Source organism: Undibacterium sp. Di24W (assembly GCF_049340325.1).
GTDB lineage: Bacteria > Pseudomonadota > Gammaproteobacteria > Burkholderiales > Burkholderiaceae_D > Undibacterium.
The window spans coordinates 407,954-425,497 of the sequence record NZ_JBMPOP010000004.1 but is presented as its reverse complement, the minus strand read 5'-3'; the positions used below and the strand labels follow the sequence as shown (position 1 = coordinate 425,497).

Annotated in this window: 17 protein-coding genes and 1 tRNA gene; 13 read left to right on the top strand and 5 right to left on the bottom strand. The window is 44.8% G+C overall.

The features are described 5' to 3' along the window. Positions 1-5 precede the first annotated feature (5 nt). The 10 genes from ACO0KZ_RS11050 to ACO0KZ_RS11005 all read left to right on the top strand — a co-directional run bounded on the left by ACO0KZ_RS11050 (position 6) and on the right by ACO0KZ_RS11005 (position 10,126). The gene (locus tag ACO0KZ_RS11050) at positions 6-674 is read left to right on the top strand and encodes a YfgM family protein (protein WP_422995207.1); all 669 of its coding nucleotides are present in this window, start codon (positions 6-8) and stop codon (positions 672-674) included. A 13-nt stretch (positions 675-687) separates the two neighbouring features. After that, a complete protein-coding gene (gene bamB, locus ACO0KZ_RS11045; protein WP_422995206.1) occupies positions 688-1,842 on the top strand; it encodes an outer membrane protein assembly factor BamB in 1,155 nt (384 codons plus the stop codon). 4 nt (positions 1,843-1,846) lie between these two features. Beyond that, positions 1,847-3,190, top strand: a complete 1,344-nt coding sequence (gene der, locus ACO0KZ_RS11040; protein WP_422995205.1) for a ribosome biogenesis GTPase Der — start codon at positions 1,847-1,849, stop codon at positions 3,188-3,190. A 148-nt stretch (positions 3,191-3,338) separates the two neighbouring features. After that, on the top strand, positions 3,339-3,575 hold the full coding sequence (hfq, locus tag ACO0KZ_RS11035) for an RNA chaperone Hfq (protein ID WP_422995204.1): 237 nt from the start codon (positions 3,339-3,341) through the stop codon (positions 3,573-3,575). 41 nt (positions 3,576-3,616) lie between these two features. After that, complete coding sequence (gene hflX, locus ACO0KZ_RS11030; RefSeq protein WP_422995203.1) at positions 3,617-4,735, top strand: GTPase HflX; 1,119 nt, start codon at positions 3,617-3,619, stop codon at positions 4,733-4,735. A 107-nt stretch (positions 4,736-4,842) separates the two neighbouring features. Then, on the top strand, positions 4,843-6,093 hold the full coding sequence (gene hflK, locus ACO0KZ_RS11025) for an FtsH protease activity modulator HflK (protein WP_422995202.1): 1,251 nt from the start codon (positions 4,843-4,845) through the stop codon (positions 6,091-6,093). Beyond that, a complete protein-coding gene (gene hflC, locus ACO0KZ_RS11020) occupies positions 6,093-6,989 on the top strand; it encodes a protease modulator HflC (RefSeq protein WP_422995201.1) in 897 nt (298 codons plus the stop codon). Before hflK ends, hflC begins: the two co-directional genes overlap by 1 nt. Positions 6,990-7,106: 117 nt before the next feature. Continuing rightward, positions 7,107-8,258 (top strand): ATP phosphoribosyltransferase regulatory subunit, encoded by a 1,152-nt coding sequence (locus ACO0KZ_RS11015; RefSeq protein WP_422995200.1) that lies wholly within the window; start codon positions 7,107-7,109, stop codon positions 8,256-8,258. Positions 8,259-8,264: 6 nt separating this feature from the next. Beyond that, complete coding sequence (locus ACO0KZ_RS11010; RefSeq protein WP_422995199.1) at positions 8,265-9,578, top strand: adenylosuccinate synthase; 1,314 nt, start codon at positions 8,265-8,267, stop codon at positions 9,576-9,578. Between the two features lie 26 nt (positions 9,579-9,604). After that, positions 9,605-10,126, top strand: a complete 522-nt coding sequence (locus tag ACO0KZ_RS11005; RefSeq protein WP_422995198.1) for a phosphoribosyltransferase — start codon at positions 9,605-9,607, stop codon at positions 10,124-10,126. A 175-nt stretch (positions 10,127-10,301) separates the two neighbouring features. On the opposite strand, the gene ACO0KZ_RS11000 is transcribed toward ACO0KZ_RS11005, so the two are convergent. Further along, a tRNA-Leu gene (locus ACO0KZ_RS11000) sits at positions 10,302-10,386 on the bottom strand. 175 nt (positions 10,387-10,561) lie between these two features. Here ACO0KZ_RS11000 and rnr point away from each other — a divergent pair. The 3 genes from rnr (at position 10,562) to cysE (ending at position 14,799) form a co-directional block, all read left to right on the top strand. Continuing rightward, positions 10,562-13,048 carry a ribonuclease R gene (gene rnr / locus ACO0KZ_RS10995; RefSeq protein ID WP_422995197.1) on the top strand — a complete coding sequence of 829 codons (2,487 nt, stop codon included), beginning with the start codon at positions 10,562-10,564 and terminating at the stop codon, positions 13,046-13,048. A 102-nt stretch (positions 13,049-13,150) separates the two neighbouring features. After that, complete coding sequence (gene rlmB / locus ACO0KZ_RS10990; RefSeq protein WP_314859856.1) at positions 13,151-13,891, top strand: 23S rRNA (guanosine(2251)-2'-O)-methyltransferase RlmB; 741 nt, start codon at positions 13,151-13,153, stop codon at positions 13,889-13,891. 161 nt (positions 13,892-14,052) lie between these two features. After that, a complete protein-coding gene (cysE, locus tag ACO0KZ_RS10985) occupies positions 14,053-14,799 on the top strand; it encodes a serine O-acetyltransferase (RefSeq protein ID WP_422995196.1) in 747 nt (248 codons plus the stop codon). 289 nt (positions 14,800-15,088) lie between these two features. Here cysE and ACO0KZ_RS10980 read toward each other — a convergent pair whose 3' ends face one another. The 4 genes from ACO0KZ_RS10980 to ACO0KZ_RS10965 form a co-directional block, all read right to left on the bottom strand. Next, the gene (locus tag ACO0KZ_RS10980) at positions 15,089-15,262 is read right to left on the bottom strand and encodes a hypothetical protein (protein WP_422995195.1); all 174 of its coding nucleotides are present in this window, start codon (positions 15,260-15,262) and stop codon (positions 15,089-15,091) included. Between the two features lie 143 nt (positions 15,263-15,405). Beyond that, entirely contained in the window at positions 15,406-16,185 is a 780-nt protein-coding gene (locus tag ACO0KZ_RS10975) for a UDP-2,3-diacylglucosamine diphosphatase (RefSeq protein ID WP_422995194.1), read from the bottom strand. A gap of 34 nt (positions 16,186-16,219) precedes the next feature. After that, entirely contained in the window at positions 16,220-16,708 is a 489-nt protein-coding gene (locus ACO0KZ_RS10970; protein ID WP_422995193.1) for a peptidylprolyl isomerase, read from the bottom strand. Positions 16,709-16,821: 113 nt separating this feature from the next. Further along, the gene (locus ACO0KZ_RS10965) at positions 16,822-17,505 is read right to left on the bottom strand and encodes a peptidylprolyl isomerase (protein ID WP_422995192.1); all 684 of its coding nucleotides are present in this window, start codon (positions 17,503-17,505) and stop codon (positions 16,822-16,824) included. Between the last annotated feature and the right edge of the window lie 39 nt (positions 17,506-17,544).

Genomic DNA, 17,544 nt, shown 5'->3' with positions numbered 1-17,544 from the left:
AAAAAATGGCATACGATCTCGAAGAGCAAGAACAAATTGACACCCTCAAAGCATGGTGGAAACAGAACGGTAATTTGGTTACATGGTTGTTAATCGCGGCATTATCAAGTTTTGCTGCGTGGACTGGTTGGAATACTTATCAACGCAATCAGGCAGCACAAGCATCTACTTTGTACGAGGAAGTGCAACGTGCTGTTGGTTTGAAAGATAACGCCAAAGTGCAAGGCGCAACGGCAGCCCTTGTTGAAAAATATAGTGGTACTGCGTATGCCACGATGGCTGCTTTAGCTGCAGCGAAAAGTGCATTTGATAACAATGACATAAAAGTTGCAAAAACTCAGTTGACTTGGGCTGTTGACCATGCCCATACCAATGAATTCAAAGCACTTGCAAAACTGCGCTTGTCCGCAATTTTCCTAGATGAAAAGAATTTTGATGAGGCGTCTAAGGCTTTAACGGGCGATTTTCCTGCTGAATTCGAAGCCGATGTATTAGATAAAAAAGCGGATGTTTTGGTCGCTCAAAATAAAATCAAAGAAGCGCGTGAAATGTATAAGAGTGCTTTGGATAAAATGGGTGAGAAACACGCTGGACGCCAATTGGTTCAGATTAAATTGGATGCAATCGGTGGTGCGCTTGAAGTAAAAGCTGCTATCCCTTCTGAGAAAAAATAAATTGGAATTGACTATGTTTTCACGCAGCACTTTATCTCTTGTTGTTAGTTTGAGTTTGTTGTCTGGATGTTCGACACTGTCGTCTTTAAATCCATTTGCTAAGGCGGATACAAAGAATGTGCCCGCACCATTGCAAGAGTTCAAGCAAAGCATGGCAGTAAAAAACGCGTGGACAGTTAATCTCGCAAACGCTGGTGATTATGTCTTTTTACCTGCTGCTGTTGGTAATGATATCTATGCTGCAGCAGCTGATGGAACCGTCGCTAGAATTAATAATGCTAATGGTCAAGTTGCGTGGAAGATTAAAGCAGACTTGCCATTAACCGCAGGTGTTGGTGCGAATCAAAAAGCGGTCGCTGTTGCGGGCGAAAAAGGTGTCTTGTTTGTGTTTGATACGCAAGGTAAATTGCGCTGGAAAAGTCAGGCGCCTAGCGAAATCTTATCAGCACCTGCTTTGTCCGATGACTTGGTCTTAGTGCATAGTATTGATAACCGCATTTCTGCTTTTGATATTAATACAGGTCAGCGAAAATGGACGGTTGAGCGACCATTGCCAGTGTTGACTTTACGTATCGTGACGGGGATTACGATTAAAGATCAGTTAGCGTTTATTTCCTCACCGGGTGGTAAGTTGATCGCGTTAGCTTTGCAAAATGGTGGCTTGCGTTGGGAGGCTACTGCTGCTGAGCCAAAAGGAGCAACAGAGCTGGAGCGCATTGTTGATATGTCTGGTGCGCCTGCTGTGGTCGGCAATAATGTTTGTGCTGCAAGCTATCAAGGTCGCGTTGGTTGCTTTGATTTGGCGAATGGTAGTGCAAAGTGGACAAAAAATATCTCCAGCGAAGTTGGCGTTGCTGCCGATGAGCGATTTGCATTCGCGGCTGATAATGAAGGTGGCGTTTTTGCCTATGCACTTAGTGGCGGCGCCACGATGTGGAAAAATGACAAATTGACGAATCGTGGTCTGGCAACACCATCGTCGTTCGGCCGTGCAGTAGTGATCGGTGATCGTTTTGGTTATTTGCACTTTTTGTCTAGAGAAGATGGTTCTTTCCTGGCTCGTATGGCTACGGATGGAAGTAAGATTATGTCTGCCCCGATCTTGGTCGGTAATAACCTGGTTATTCAAACTAAACTAGGTGCTGTTGTCGCATTTGCGACGGAATAAATTAATGAAACCAGTTATTGCTTTAATCGGTCGACCTAACGTCGGCAAATCTACACTCTTTAATCGCCTGACGCGTACCCGCGATGCTTTGGTCGCTGACATGCCTGGCTTAACCCGTGATCGCCATTATGGTGAAGGGAGAGTGGGGGAGCGCCCATTTTTGGTCATCGATACTGGTGGCTTTGAGCCGGTCGCCAAAGAAGGCATCATGCACGAAATGGCAAAGCAAACCAAACAAGCGGTGGCTGAGGCAGATGTTGTGATTTTCTTGGTTGATGGTCGTCAAGGTTTAACTCCCCACGATAAAACGATTACGGATTTTTTGCGTAAATCGGGTCGCTCTGTGATGCTGGTAGTAAATAAGGCTGAAGGAATGCGCTACACCAGTGTTGCAGCTGACTTTTATGAGCTTGGTCTTGGGGATCCTTATGTGATCTCATCTGCACATGGTGACGGCGTTGCTGATTTGGTGGACGAAGCACTCAATATTGCACACGCATCACGGCCGCCAGAAGAAGATGAAGTCGCGGATGCAGCCAAAGGCATTAAAATCGCTATCGTTGGCCGCCCGAACGTTGGCAAATCAACTTTGGTGAATACCTTGCTTGGTGAGGAGCGCGTAATTGCTTTTGATATGCCAGGAACTACACGTGACTCAATTGAAATTCCCTTTGAGCGTGACGGTCAGCAATATACTTTAATTGATACAGCGGGTATTCGCCGTCGCGGTAAAGTATTTGAAGCGATTGAAAAATTCTCTGTGGTGAAAACTTTACAGTCAGTTTCTGAGGCGAACGTCGTATTGCTGCTACTTGATGCGCAACAAGATATCTCCGAGCAAGATGCCCATATTGCTGGTTTTATTCTGGAGTCTGGCCGTGCCTTGGTGGTCGGCGTGAATAAATGGGACGGCCTGCAAAGCGATAGGCGCGATGAGATTAAAATGGACATCGAACGTAAATTGAATTTCCTTACTTTTGCGAAATTTCATTTTATTTCCGCGCTGAAGTCGACAGGTATTAGTCCGTTGATGAAATCAATTGATGCAGCCTATGAAGCTGCGATGGTGAATTTGTCCACGCCAAAATTGACGCGTGCCTTGATTGAGGCGGTTGAACATCAACAACCAAAACGTAAAGGATCAATTCGTCCTAAGATGCGTTATGCTCATCAAGGCGGTCAAAATCCACCTATCATCGTTATTCACGGCAATGCATTGGATGCGATTGGTGACGTGTATAAGCGTTACTTGGAAAAACATTTCAGAGAAACCTTTTCTTTGACAGGAACACCATTGCGCATAGAAATGCGTTCCGGTAAAAATCCTTTTACTAAAGATTCGAAGTAATGAATTAGGTATCACGAATTTTACTTCGTTTAAATCGCGGTAAGTGTTTTAAAAATTAAGTTCTCGTGGTATCTTAATTATCTTTTGGACACTTGAAATTTAAAAAGGTGTCCCCAACTCCTAATCACAACAACACAATGGAGCTGTTATGAGCAATAAAGGGCAACTGTTACAAGACCCATTTTTGAACGCATTAAGAAAAGAGCATATTCCTGTCTCGATCTACTTAGTGAATGGCATTAAGCTGCAAGGTCATGTAGAGTCATTTGATCAGTACGTTGTGCTTTTGCGTAATACCGTGACCCAAATGGTGTATAAACATGCAATTTCTACTGTCGTCCCAGCGCGTGCAGTTAGTATTAATTCAGAATCTGAATCAGAGTAATTATTTTTGAATTTTATTTGTCGTAACATTTTTAGGTTCTTATGCGCGCTGCTCTAGTTGGCGTGGACTTTGGCAAGGGTGATTTTGCCGCAAGTTTAGACGAACTTTCTCAGCTCGCGCTTTCCGCGGGGGCTGAGACCATCACAACCATAGCATGTAAGCGTTCTAGTCCCGACGCAGCACTATTTGTCGGATCAGGCAAAGCCGATGAAATTGCGCACGCTGTCACTGATCTTGAATTAGATCTTGTTATTTTCAATCACGCACTATCACCGGCGCAGCAGAGAAATCTGGAACGGCATTTGAAGATACGCGTGGTCGATAGAACTAGTTTGATTCTGGATATATTTGCTCAGCGCGCCAAAAGTCACGAAGGTAAGGTGCAAGTCGAACTTGCGCAGTTGCAGCATCTTGCAACTAGACTGGTTCGTGGGTGGACCCATTTGGAGCGCCAAAAAGGTGGTATCGGTTTGCGCGGCCCCGGTGAGACTCAGTTGGAGACGGATCGTCGTTTGTTGGGCGAGCGGGTGAAAATGCTCAAGGCAAAGATGGAAAAGCTTCATAAGCAGCGAGAAACACAACGTCGTTCGCGAGGTCGTAGTAATACTTTTACCGTATCTTTGGTGGGTTATACCAATGCAGGTAAGTCTACTTTGTTCAATACTTTGACTAAAGCAGGTACGTATGCTGCCAATCAATTATTTGCCACGCTAGATACTACTTCGCGTCGTTTGTATTTAGATGGTGTAGGCAATATAGTTGTTTCCGATACTGTCGGCTTTATTCGTGATTTGCCTCACCAATTGGTCGCTTCATTTCGTGCAACATTGGAAGAAACGATTCATGCGGATTTGTTATTGCATGTGGTCGATGGTGGTAGCGCGGTTCGTAATGACCAAATCGAACAGGTAAATCATGTATTAAAAGAGATTGGTGCAGATCATATACCTCAGTTGCTAGTTTGGAATAAGATTGATCAGGTTGATTTGCCTGTCGCCGTAGAGCGTGACGAATATGGTAAAATCGATAGAGTTTTTCTTAGTGCAAAAAATGGTTTAGGTATTGATTTATTGCGAAACGCCATCATTGAATTAATGCAGGAAGCGCCAGTTAAAACTGAATCAAAAACGACAAATAATGAAGTTTTGATCGAAGAGTAGATTAGCAGTCGGTACATACTTATTAAGATAAATTCCGCAATTATTTAGCAGTAAATTGGCAATAACTTGGCAACAATAATTCAACTTTTTTAGCGGGTAATGAACGAATGCGAATTCCCTTTCTTAAGCGATTAAAGCCCTTACTATCTTTGAACGATCCTCAATGGGGGCGTGGTTCTAAAGACGGTAAGCAAGATGGCAAAAAGCCTGAAGATGGTCCTCCTGATCTAGATCAGTTGTGGCGAGATTTTAATCAATCAATTGCTCGCATGTTCGGTAAAAACGGCGGTGGTGATACTGGTGGTGGCTCACCTTCTGATTCTACATTCGCCAAAATCGGCTTTGGCGTTATTGTGGCCGTAGTCGCATTCTTTTGGATGATTAGTGGCTTTTTCATCGTGGAGGAAGGCAAGACCGGCGTGATTACTACTTTTGGTAAATACAGCTATCAAGCAAGCCCAGGTTTCAACTGGCGTTGGCCTGCACCGATTCAGTCGCATGAAATCGTAAACATGATGCAGGTGCGTACGGTCGAGATAGGTTATCGGAATAATGTAAAGAATAAGCAGCCAAAAGAAGCTTTGATGTTGACCGATGATGAAAATATCATCGACATTCAATTTGCGGTGCAATATAAATTGAAAGATGCGGCAAAATGGCTGTATAGCAATCGTGACCCGGAAGAAATGATACGTCAGGTTGCTGAAACCGCGATCCGTGAAATAGTGGGTCGTAGCAAGATGGACTTTGTTTTGTATGAAGGGCGTGAAAAAGTCGCCCTTGACGTGAATCTATTGATGCAACAAGTTCTGGATCGTTATGAGTCCGGTGCTCAAATTACCAATGTCACGATGCAGGCGGTGCAGCCGCCAGAACAAGTGCAAGCGGCTTTTGATGATGCGGTAAAAGCAGGTCAAGATAAAGAACGCCAAAAAAATGAAGGCCAAGCCTATGCTAATGATGTCATTCCAAAAGCACGTGGTGAAGCGTCTCGCATGTTGCAAGATGCCGAAGGTTATCGTTCACGTGTAATTGCAAATGCGGAGGGCAATGCGGCGCGGTTTAAGCAAGTATTGGTAGAGTATCAAAAAGCGCCAGCTGTGACACGGGATCGTATGTACCTGGAAACTATGCAGCAGATTTTTTCTAGTACGACCAAGTTAATGATGGATACTAAGAGTGCAAATAATATGATCTATTTGCCTTTAGATAAACTGAATGGTGATAATGTGGTTAAGAGTAATCAGCCAGCCACTGCAACGACGGGAAGTGTGCCAGCCGATACGATGACGACAGTCGAAGTTCGTGGAAGTAAAGAGGGTCGTACTCGTGATTCTCGCGATAGGGAGTCACGTTAATGAATAAGTTTATTTCTTCCATACTGGCTTTAGTGATTGTTGGCATCGCCGCGTACTCCACGATATTTGTGGTTGATCAAAGATCACATGCGATCGTGTTTGCTTTGGGTGAAGTGAAGGCAGTCATTAGTGAGCCTGGCTTGCATTTCAAATTACCACCACCGTTTCAAAACGTGATGGTTTTGGATAAGCGTATCTTGACGATAGAGTCTCCTGAGGCTGATCGTTTTATTACGGCAGAAAAGAAAAATATTTTGGTCGATACTTACGTTAAGTGGCATATCACGGAACCAAAATTGTATTTCGTTAGCTTTGGCGGCGAAGAAAGTCGTGCCCGTGATCGTTTGTCGCAAATCGTTAAGGCTGCGTTGAACGAAGAGATTACGAAACGTTCGGTGCGTGACGTGATTTCCGGTGAGCGCGATAAAGTGATGCAAGCCATCCGTAAAAAAGTCACAGACGAGGCAAAGCAAATTGGCGTTGAAATCGTTGACGTGCGTTTGCAACGTGTGGACTATGTGGAGCAGATCAACAACTCTGTCTACGAGCGCATGAAGGCTGAGCGTAGCCGAGTTGCAAATGAGTTGCGTTCTACGGGTTTTGCTGATTCAGAAAAAATCCGTGCAGATGCTGATCGTCAGCGCATAGTGATTGTTGCTGAAGCGTATAAAGAGGCGCAAACAGTCAGTGGTGCTGGTGATGCTGAAGCCGCGAAAATTTATTCGCAGGCATTTAGTCAGAACGCTGAGTTCTATAAGTTTTACCGCAGCTTGGAAGCCTATCGTGCTAGCTTTAAGAGTAAGAGTGACATGATGGTGGTTGATCAGAATTCAGAATTCTTTAAGTATTTTAAAGCGCCAGGAGCCGGAGCTGCCGGAGCTGCTCCAAAAAAATAAGTGCACTAAAAGTGGGCGAACTTGGATAGACTGCATTTCATTTTGAACTGCAGTCTTTCTAGTTTTTGCCCGATCCATTAATGTTTGCAGTATTGTTATTGCTGAAGATTGTTTCTTATGCCAAATTGGCTACTCCCAGAAAACATTGCCGACGTCTTGCCTTCGGAAGCACGCAAAATCGAAGAGTTGCGTCGTGTTTTGTTAGATAATTTCCGGTGTTATGGCTATGAATTAGTCATGCCCCCATTGCTTGAATACATTGAGTCTTTGCTGACAGGGGCGGGACAAGACATGGATTTGCGTACTTTCAAGTTAGTCGATCAGATTTCCGGCAGAACTATGGGTGTACGTGCTGATATGACGACACAAGTCGCACGCATTGATGCGCATTTATTGAATCGTAAAACAGTGACTCGCTTGTGTTACGCGGGTAGCGTTTTACATACCCGTCCATCTGGTTTGCACGCGACGCGTGAGCCTTTGCAAATTGGCGGTGAGATTTATGGGCACGCTGGCCTCGAAGCTGACGCCGAGATTCAAGAGCTGATGCTGGCATCTTTAGCATTGGCGAATATTTCTGAGGTGCGCTTGGATCTGTGTCACGTGGGGGTTCTGCGGGCATTGTTGAACAGTGATGCCGCAGCCAAGCGACATGAATCACAATTGTTTGCTTTGTTAGAAGCGAAGGATTTGCCGGCGTTAAAAGAGTTGACGAAAGATTTCCAGCCGGAAGTTCGTCAAGCTTTGTTGGATTTGCCAAATTTATATGGTGACAAGGCGATTATTCAAAAAGCCCGTGAAATTTTGCCCAAACTCGATGGGATTGCGATAGCATTGGACGAATTGGCCTATTTGGTTGATTTGGTAGGAAGCGCCAAAGTGACTGTCGATTTGGCGGATTTACGCGGCTATCACTATCACAGTGGCGTAATGTTTAATGCCTTTGTACCTGGGTTGCCAAATGCAGTTGCTCGCGGTGGTCGTTATGATCACGTGGGCGAAGCATTTGGACGTGCGCGTCCAGCGACAGGCTTCTCTTTGGATTTGCGTGAGTTAGCGCGTTTGATGCCTTCGGCAGAACGTAAGAATGCGATTTTGGCGCCGTGGAGCTCAGATCCAGCATTGCGTAACAAAATAAATGAATTGCGCTTGGTAGGCGAAGTAGTAATACAAAATCTGCCCGGCCACGAGAATGAACAGGACGAATTTGAATGCACGCGCATGGTCGAATTCGATGGTAGTCAATGGATTTTAAAAACAGTAGGTTGATGAGCGATGTCACAAAATAAACCAGCAAAAAACGTAGTTGTCATTGGCACCCAGTGGGGCGATGAAGGCAAAGGTAAAATCGTCGATTGGTTGACGGATCACGCGCAAGGCGTTGTGCGTTTTCAAGGCGGTCATAATGCCGGTCATACTTTGGTTATCGGTGGTCAGAAGACGGCTTTGCAATTGATTCCTTCTGGAATTATGCGTGCGGGTACGGCCTGTTATATCGGTAATGGTGTGGTTTTGTCCGTACCAGATTTATTGCGTGAGATTGATAAGTTGGAAGCGAACGGTGTTGAAGTTTGCTCACGTTTGAAAATATCGGAAGCATGTCCCGTGATTTTGCCATATCACACGGCGCTTGATGCCGCACGTGAAGCTGCTCGTGGTGCTGCAAAAATTGGTACGACTGGCAAAGGTATTGGCCCAGCGTACGAAGATAAAGTGGCGCGACGTGCCATTCGCGTTGCTGATTTATTGAATCCTGAGCGCTTTGCCGAGAAGCTTAAAGAAAACTTGGAATACCACAATTACGTCTTAGTCAATTATTTAAAAGCTGCGCCAGTCGATTTCCAAAAAACCTATGATGATGCGATGCGCGATGTCGCTCGTATCCGTCCCATGGTAACTGACGTTTCCAGTGCTTTGCATGCAGCCTACAAAAACGGCGCAAGTCTGTTGTTTGAGGGCGCGCAAGGTAGTTTGCTCGATATCGATCATGGTACTTATCCATTCGTTACTTCAAGTAATTGTGTTGCTGGTAATGCGTCTGCAGGTTCCGGCGTTGGCCCTGGCATGCTGCATTACATCTTGGGCATTACTAAAGCGTATACTACACGTGTCGGCTCGGGCCCATTCCCATCCGAATTGCCGACTGATCAAGGTGTTGGTAAACACTTGGCGAGTATTGGTCACGAGTTTGGCACTGTGACTGGTCGTGCGCGTCGTTGTGGTTGGTTTGATGCTGCTTTGTTGAAGCGCTCTGTGCAAATCAATGGTGTGTCGGGTATGTGTTTGACTAAGCTGGACGTGTTGGATGGTTTGGAATCGTTGAAGTTGTGCACTGGCTATACAATTGATGGAAAATCGGTTGATATTTTTCCGGTCGGTGCGGAAGACGCTGCACGATGTGTTGCCGTATATGAGGAAATGCCTGGTTGGTCTGATTCTACCGTGGGCGCACAATCTATGGATGCTTTGCCTATCAATGCACGCAATTACATCAAGCGCATCGAAGAATTAGTCGGCGTACCTATCGATATGGTTTCTACAGGTCCTGACCGTGAAGAAACTATAGTGTTGCGCCATCCGTTTTTGTAATCGATTCTGTAGCTGATTTTGAAAAGTTGTCGATCTTGAATACTGAGCAAAAAGATTTGTGGGTTTCGTGGGATGAGTATCATCGCTCGATAGAACTCTTAGCATTGAAAATCCATGAATCGGGTTTACAGTTCGATCATATTCTGTGTTTGGCACGCGGAGGGCTTCGTTTAGGCGATGTCTTCTCGCGCTTGTTTAAATTACCGTTGAGCATACTTTCTGTCAGCTCCTATCGTGGCGCCGCTGGCCAAGAACATGGGCAAATACAGATTGGCGGAAGTGTCGCCAGTGTTGAGCAAAATCTACGGGGCAGAGTGTTATTGCTGGATGATCTGGTTGATTCAGGTATTACATTTAAAGAAGTTCAACCATGGTTGCGCAATCATTATCCAGAGATTAGCGAGATTAAGAGTGCGGTGATATGGGTGAAATCAGTATCGGTAGTTGTTCCCGACTTTTACGTTGAGTATGTGGAAGGCTCACCTTGGATACATCAGCCGTTTGAAATCTACGATACCTTGAGCTTGGAGGAATTAGCTCGAAATTAGTGGTGAAAGAATACGTTGAGTAGATGGGGCATCAGAAGAGAAATATATTCGACTTTCCCAGAACTATTTACTCGACACATATTCACGCTGTATCGGCATTAATGTCTGAAATGTTTTCGTAATTTAAAAAATAAAAAAGCCGTTAAAAAATTAACGGCTTCTTAAACTGATACTTTGGTGCCCACGGAGGGACTCGAACCCCCACACCCGAAGGCACATGGACCTGAACCATGCGCGTCTACCAATTCCGCCACGTGGGCAACGAAAGCGAGAATTATAAAGTAATGACAGCTAAAGTCAATGTATTTAGTGCTTTAGAGAACTCTCAATTCGAAATTCGCTTTATCAAACTTAGCTATTTATTTTCGGTGTAACCCGATAAACTAAGCACATTTACGACGTTTAATAGTTTCTATCTAAAGAGATTCCACTGCCTTGAACAAACATCTTTATCCCATTCCTAGCCGCGAGGATATTCTCGGTGTTTTACGTGCGTCTAAGACAGCATTGAAAGCGACTTCGATTGCAAAAAAATTGGGTGTTAAACCTGAGGAGATCGACGGTATGGCAAAAAGACTGAAAGCGATGGAGCGCGAAGGTCAGGTTAAACAAGATACAGCAGGCAATTTCTCTGCCTTGGCGCAAGACAATTTAATCGTAGGTAAAGTCAGTAGTCATCGCGATGGTTATGGCTTCTTGACGCCGGATGATGGCAGCCCTGACTTATTTTTGCCCGAACGCGAAATGGCACGTATCTTAAATGGTGATCGCGTTAGCGCTAAGGTGGTAGGAACCGACAGAAAAGGCCGCTTAGAAGGTAGTGTTTCAGAAATTTTGGAACGTGCTAATACGCATATTATTGGTCGCTTGATTAATGAAAATGGCGTTTGGTTGATTGCCCCTGAGGACAATCGTATTAATCAGGATATTTTATTGGCAGGAACGCCGGGTAAAGCAAAAGCTGGTCAAGTGGTTAGCGTCGAATTGATTGAACAGCCGACTAAGTATTCGCAGGCAATAGGGAAAGTAGTTGAAATTCTGGGCGAAATTGACGACCCAGGTATTGAAATCGAAATCGCGGTGCGCAAGTTCGGCGTGCCTCATGAATTTTCTGCTGCTGCAAAACGCGCTGCAGAAAAATTGCCATTTGATGTCACCGCAAAAGACTTAGAAGATCGTGTTGACTTGCGTGATATTTCTTTAGTTACAATTGACGGCGAAGATGCGCGTGACTTTGATGATGCCGTGTATTGTGAACCCGTAAAAATCGGGCGACAAAAGGCGTATCGCTTACTTGTGGCGATTGCTGATGTCAGTCATTACGTCAAACCAAATGATGCGATTGATGAAGATGCATTATTGCGCAGCACGTCTGTTTACTTTCCGCGCCGCGTTATTCCTATGCTGCCGGAAAAATTGTCTAATGGATTGTGTTCACTGAATCCCAATGTCGATAGGTTGACTTTAGTCTGTGATATGGTTATCTCTATCGATGGGGAAGTGACTGCGTATCAATTCTATCCTGCAGTTATTCATTCATCAGCTCGTTTTACCTACACTGAAGTAGCTGCCATTCTTGGTAATACCAAAGGACCAGAAGCGAATAAACGCCTGGCCTTGGTGCCGCATTTGCTGCATTTATATGAATGCTTTCAGGTTCTTCTAAAAGCGCGCCATCGTCGTGGGGCAATTGATTTTGAGACGACTGAAACTTATATCGTCGCTAATGCTGCTGGCAAAATAGAAAAAATCTTGCCGCGCACGCGTAATGATGCCCATAAGTTGATTGAAGAATGTATGTTGGCAGCAAACGTGTGCGCTGCCAGTTTGTTGGCAGAGTTTGAGCACTTAGGCGTGTACCGGATCCATGCTGGACCAACCAAAGAAAAATTGACTCAAGTAAGAAATTTCTTGCGTCAAGTTGGTTTGAATTTGATGGGTGGCGATTCGCCATCAGCGTCCGATTATGCGCAATTAATGGAAAGAATAAAGGGGCGTCCAGACTCGCAACTACTGCAGACAATGTTGCTGCGATCAATGCAGCAAGCGGTCTATAGCCCAGATAATATTGGACATTTTGGTTTGTCGTACGATGCCTATGCCCACTTCACAAGTCCGATTCGACGCTATCCCGACTTGTTGACACATCGCGCTATTAAAGCAATTTTGCAAGGTAAAAAATACGAACCTAAAGGTATCGATACCAGTGTGCTCAATACCAGCGTGTCGAATGCGGCGCGCAAACAAATGGCGGTTGATCGCGCAGCTGGTAAGGAGCGCCCTCAGAAAGAATTAACCGTTTGGGACATGCTCGGTACCCATTGCTCTGCAAATGAGCGCCGTGCTGATGAAGCATCGCGCGACGTGGAAGCTTGGCTCAAGTGTTATTACATGAAGAGTAAATTGGGTGAGGAGTTCACAGGCACGATTTCAGGCGTAACGCAATTTGGTTTGTTCGTGCAATTAGATGAAATGTTTGTGGAAGGTTTGGTTCATATCACGGAACTTGGCGCAGACTATTTTCAATTCGATGATGCGCGTCATGAATTACGTGGTGAACGTAGTGGAAAGCGTTATCAACTGACCGATAAAGTTAAAGTGGTGGTCAGCCGTGTTGATATCGATGCGCGTAAAATTGATCTGTCCTTGGCGACTAGCGCAGTGCCAAATCGTTTTCCTAAAACACGTGAATTTGAAGAAGTCGCAGTTGCACGTCAAGGGAAACGTGGTGTTAATGCAAAAGCAGGTCGTGCAATCGATATTGAAAAGCCGGTAGTCAGTGGTAAAACCAAAGCTCGTAATGAACCAGCGATTTATGTCGAGACACCAGCAAGTAAAACTAAGCGCAAAAAAGTATCGGTTGCTGCGACGCGCGCTGAGCGCAAAGTGAAAACAGCGCCAGCTGCTAGGAGAAAACGCTAAGTAGATGTAAATAGCTAGATTTGAAAACTAAGTTTGTGATTGAAGCATCAATGATTTGCAAGTAATGAGTAAGAAGTTTAAATACCTAAAAAGAAGTGAGCAATGAAAAGTAAAATGATTTTCGGTTTCCATGCCGTAACCTCTCGTATCCGCCATGAAGCCTCATCGGTAGAAGAAATCTATGTCGACAATGATCGTTCTGATCGCCGTATGCAGGAATTGATTCATGCAGCGAAGTCGGCTGGAATTCGTATTATCCAGGCGGATGATCAACGTTTATCTAATATTGTAGGAACGCGTCGCCATCAAGGTGTGGTTGCAAAAGCTGGTGAGCTTTCATTGGCACGCAATCTGGATGAATTGCTCGATGCAATTGAAGGACCTCCTTTGTTATTGATTTTGGATGGCATTACTGATCCGCATAATCTTGGTGCATGTTTGCGCGTCGCCGATGGTGTTGGTGCGCATGCTGTGATCGCACCTAAGGATCGTGCAGTCGGATTAAACGCTACCGCTGAAAAAGTGGCGAGTGGGGCAGCTGAAACGGTTCCCTATATCACGGTAACGAATTTGGCGCGCACGATTCGTGAGTTGAAAGAACGCGATATCTGGATTATCGGCACATCCGATGATGTAGAGAAAACGATTTACGATGTCGATTTTAAAGGCGGTATCGCGATTGTTATGGGGAATGAAGGCGAAGGTATGCGCCGTCTGACGCGTGAAAATTGCGATATGCTGGTGCAGATTCCTATGTTGGGTTCAGTTGAAAGTTTGAATGTTTCCGTAGCATCTGGCGTCTGTCTTTATGAGGCACGTCGTCAACGCATCGCCGCTAAGTAGTTTCTATTGCGGTATCTCTAGCGGATACCGCATCTTTAAGTCACGTCAGGTGTTATTGTTAACACGCAAACACGACACCTTCTGCAGCAAATGCAAAAACCTTTTACACTAGTCGCTCGTCAATAAGATCGCACTGACCCTGTCTGTAATTTCCCAATTTTATGTTTAAACAACTACGCGAAGATATCGCCAGCATCATCCAACGTGACCCCGCCGCTCGCAACACTTGGGAGGTAATCACCTGTTATCCGGGTCTGCAGGCCGTTGTGATGCATGTTTGGGCTAACTGGTGCTGGACTTACGGTATGAAGTGGTTGGGGCGCTTTATAGCGCACCTCGCGCGTATTTTTACTGGAATTGAAATCCATCCTGGTGCGACCATAGGCAAACGTGTGTTTATTGATCACGGTTTTGGTGTTGTGATTGGCGAAACTGCCGTGGTTGGTGATGATTGTACGATTTATCAGGGGGTGACTTTAGGTGGCACCTCTTTGACGAAAGGTGCTAAACGTCATCCAACTTTAGAAGCGGGAGTAATTGTTGGTGCTGGTGCAAAAATCTTGGGCGGCTTTACCGTTGGCGCTGGCGCAAAGATCGGTTCTAATTCGGTTGTGATAAAACCTGTACCAGCCGGAGCGACCGCTGTCGGGAATCCCGCACACTTGGTGAAATCAGCAAATGAAGTGAGTGAAGCTACGGATGCTGCAGGATTCAGCGCGTATGGTTTGAGCGCTAATGGTGATGATCCGATTTCAAAAGCATTTCGCCAACTCACCGAGCATGTCTGCTCGCAGCAAGAACAAATCGAAAAGCTGCGCGCGGCAATTTTAGTGGCAGGTATCGTATGCGAAAAAACTTTGAACGAAAAGCGTATAGATGCGGATGAAATTTCGCAGCTGGTCGATTAAACCCAGATTTTCCATTAGGCGCGTCTTCGACGCTATTTGAGCGCTGGCGGCGCATTTTCGGTCATTTTTTTTCGTTCTTCGTTGCAAATAGTTAGCTATTTTCGCCTCATTCACGTAAAAACTGCCTCGAAAAGTGCATCCGCCATCGTCTCAAATCCTAACGGAAATTCTGGGTTAAACGATAGATTTGAATTTGTTTATAGAAAGGACCGTCTTAATTGTTCAGTAGAAGCAGCTACCATAAAAAGATAATTTGCCGTGTGATTCCTGAATTGGCTCAAGTGGATTGCTACAAAGCGATGTCGCTTATTGATAACGCTGGCAAACATTTGCCATTTAAAGATGCGCGCAATTGGCTCTTAGTAGTGGTTTCAATCGCTTTTTCTTTGCCTGTGGTTTTAATTGTTTTTACGAGTGGATTAGCACTGAAAGTTGGCTTGCCATCATGGGCGGAATGCTTCATATTGCCGTTAATAATTGTTCCACTAGTAATGCTGATTGATGTTGCACACCTGCGTATCGTGCGGCCCGAAATATTGCGCCTATTAGCTGAGACAAAGTAAATGAGCTAAGTAAGGCGGTTACTTAGTTTGCTAAACAGACCGTCTACAGATAAAAAAACTGTAACTTACCATCAGCCTCTAATTGCAAATACCCACCACGCAGCTTGGAGGCGCGATCACAATCCCAATCCGGTAGAACATATCGCAATCCATAGGCCTCTGAATGCATTGCGGTACGATGTGTGTGACCGTGGATTAGGCTCGCACCCTGGTATTGCTCGCACAAATGTGCGACTGCATTTTGATTGACATCCATAATCGTCATACTCTTGTTTTTCTGTTCGCTACTGCTGGCTTGACGCATGCCTTGAATGATCGCTTTTCGTTCACTTAAGGGCTTAGCTAGAAATTGTTCTTGCCAGGCAGGGTTGCGTACCATAGAACGAAATGCCATATAACTGACATCATCGGTGCAAAGCGCGTCGCCGTGAGATATCAATAAATGTTGACCTGCGAGTTGCAATTCATGGGGGTCTTCTAAAAGTTGAGCGCCAGTTCGCTGAGCAAAATCCTCCCCCACAAGAAAATCTCGATTGCCTGCAATCCAATATAGCTCTACACCATTGTCGCTGACGGCTCGTAGGGCGGTGACGATGCTATCATTGTAGGGCGTTTCACAGTCATCATCTCCTGCCCAATATTCGAATAAGTCACCTAATACATACAAGCGTTGTGCCTGTACGGCCTGGATCGCTAAGAATTGGAGAAATTTTTCGGTCGTATGAGGTAATGCGTCCGATAAGTGAACATCAGAAACAAAAAGCGCAACCGCATTAGGTTGCGCTTTTTGATCAGATGCTGTGTCATTGGATAAAGCGGACATACATTGGATCCAATAAGAATAAACAGTTCAGAAATTAAACGATTTCTGCTTTTTCGATAATGATATTTTCAACCGGAACATCGGCAAACATACCTGATCGTGTCGTTTTGGATGCGGAAATTTTATCAACGATATCTTTACCTTCGGTGACCTCTGCGAATACGCAATAACCCCAGCCATCTTGCCCAGGGAAATTGAGAAACTCATTGTCGACTGTGTTGATAAAGAACTGAGCGGAGGCTGAATGTGGGTCACTAGTGCGTGCCATTGCCAAGCTATATGGCACGTTCTTCAATCCATTTTTTGCTTCATTCTCGACAGGCGCATTGGTCGGTTTTTGTTTCATACCAACTTCAAAGCCACCGCCTTGAATCATAAAGCCACGAATAACACGATGGAAAATAGTTCCTGTGTAATGGCCGGCTTCGACATAAGCAAGAAAATTTGCTACGGTCTTCGGTGCTTTGTCTGCGTGAAGTTCGACTTTGATATTGCCAAGATTGGTAGTGAGTAGGACTGCCATAATAAACCTCAAAAAATGGATGACGTATTTTAACTGAAACCACAATGAAAAAAGTCGGATGAAAGATGCTTGCTAGTGATGATTATTTGCCCTGATCTTATCCGTGCAAAAAATTACTTGATTAATTTTACTGAGATAATGGTGATAGGTTTTGTCGGTACATTTTGGTAAATGCTGACATCTGTGACCGCAGCAGATTTTATTTTTTCCACTACTTCCCAACCCTCAATCACTTTACCGAAAGGTGTATAACCTGAAGCAAAAACCAAAGCGCGTGATCGAGGCAAGGTAATCGGGTCACCGTTCTTCATAACTTGTACCGGATCGCCATCAGGTAGCGGTTGATAATTCAAAAAATCATTGTTGTTGACGTTGATATAGAACTGAGCCCGAGCCGAATTCGGATCTGGCATTCTTGCCATTGCAACAGTGCCCATATCATTTTTTAAGCCTTGTTCAAACGCCATTTTTGCTTCTGATATGACCGGTTTATCGGTGGCTTTTTCTTTCATCGTGCTGTCCATGCCGCCACCCTGAATCATGAAATTATCAATTACCCGGTGAAAGATTGTTTTGTTGTAATGCCCTTTTTTTACATAGCGTAAGAAATTCTCTACCGTTTTTGGCGCTTTCTCAGGATAGAGCTCAAGTACAATATCGCCCATCGACGTTTTGATGCTGACTTTCGGCAGTTCTTGAGCACTTGCGCTCAAGCTGAGCGTCAGGCATAAGCTGAACAAAGCAACAGAGAATGTTGTGCCAGCATTTTTTACTTGGCGATGCAATGCGGAAATCATATAGGGTTCCTTTTGAGGATCAGATAATAATCAGATTAT

Excerpts from the sequence above, each read along its gene's own strand:
- bamB (WP_422995206.1), top strand. The coding sequence starts at position 688 with ATGTTTTCACGCAGCACTTTATCTCTTGTTGTTAGTTTGAGTTTGTTG.
- ACO0KZ_RS10970 (WP_422995193.1), bottom strand. The coding sequence starts at position 16,708 with ATGGCAGTCCTACTCACTACCAATCTTGGCAATATCAAAGTCGAACTT.
- rlmB (WP_314859856.1), top strand. The coding sequence starts at position 13,151 with ATGAAAAGTAAAATGATTTTCGGTTTCCATGCCGTAACCTCTCGTATC.
- hflC (WP_422995201.1), top strand. The coding sequence starts at position 6,093 with ATGAATAAGTTTATTTCTTCCATACTGGCTTTAGTGATTGTTGGCATC.
- ACO0KZ_RS11010 (WP_422995199.1), top strand. The coding sequence starts at position 8,265 with ATGTCACAAAATAAACCAGCAAAAAACGTAGTTGTCATTGGCACCCAG.
- hfq (WP_422995204.1), top strand. The coding sequence starts at position 3,339 with ATGAGCAATAAAGGGCAACTGTTACAAGACCCATTTTTGAACGCATTA.
- hflK (WP_422995202.1), top strand. The coding sequence starts at position 4,843 with ATGCGAATTCCCTTTCTTAAGCGATTAAAGCCCTTACTATCTTTGAAC.
- ACO0KZ_RS10965 (WP_422995192.1), bottom strand. The coding sequence starts at position 17,505 with ATGATTTCCGCATTGCATCGCCAAGTAAAAAATGCTGGCACAACATTC.
- ACO0KZ_RS11015 (WP_422995200.1), top strand. The coding sequence starts at position 7,107 with ATGCCAAATTGGCTACTCCCAGAAAACATTGCCGACGTCTTGCCTTCG.
- ACO0KZ_RS11050 (WP_422995207.1), top strand. The coding sequence starts at position 6 with ATGGCATACGATCTCGAAGAGCAAGAACAAATTGACACCCTCAAAGCA.
- hflX (WP_422995203.1), top strand. The coding sequence starts at position 3,617 with ATGCGCGCTGCTCTAGTTGGCGTGGACTTTGGCAAGGGTGATTTTGCC.
- ACO0KZ_RS10980 (WP_422995195.1), bottom strand. The coding sequence starts at position 15,262 with ATGAAGCATTCCGCCCATGATGGCAAGCCAACTTTCAGTGCTAATCCA.
- ACO0KZ_RS10975 (WP_422995194.1), bottom strand. The coding sequence starts at position 16,185 with ATGTCCGCTTTATCCAATGACACAGCATCTGATCAAAAAGCGCAACCT.
- der (WP_422995205.1), top strand. The coding sequence starts at position 1,847 with ATGAAACCAGTTATTGCTTTAATCGGTCGACCTAACGTCGGCAAATCT.
- cysE (WP_422995196.1), top strand. The coding sequence starts at position 14,053 with ATGTTTAAACAACTACGCGAAGATATCGCCAGCATCATCCAACGTGAC.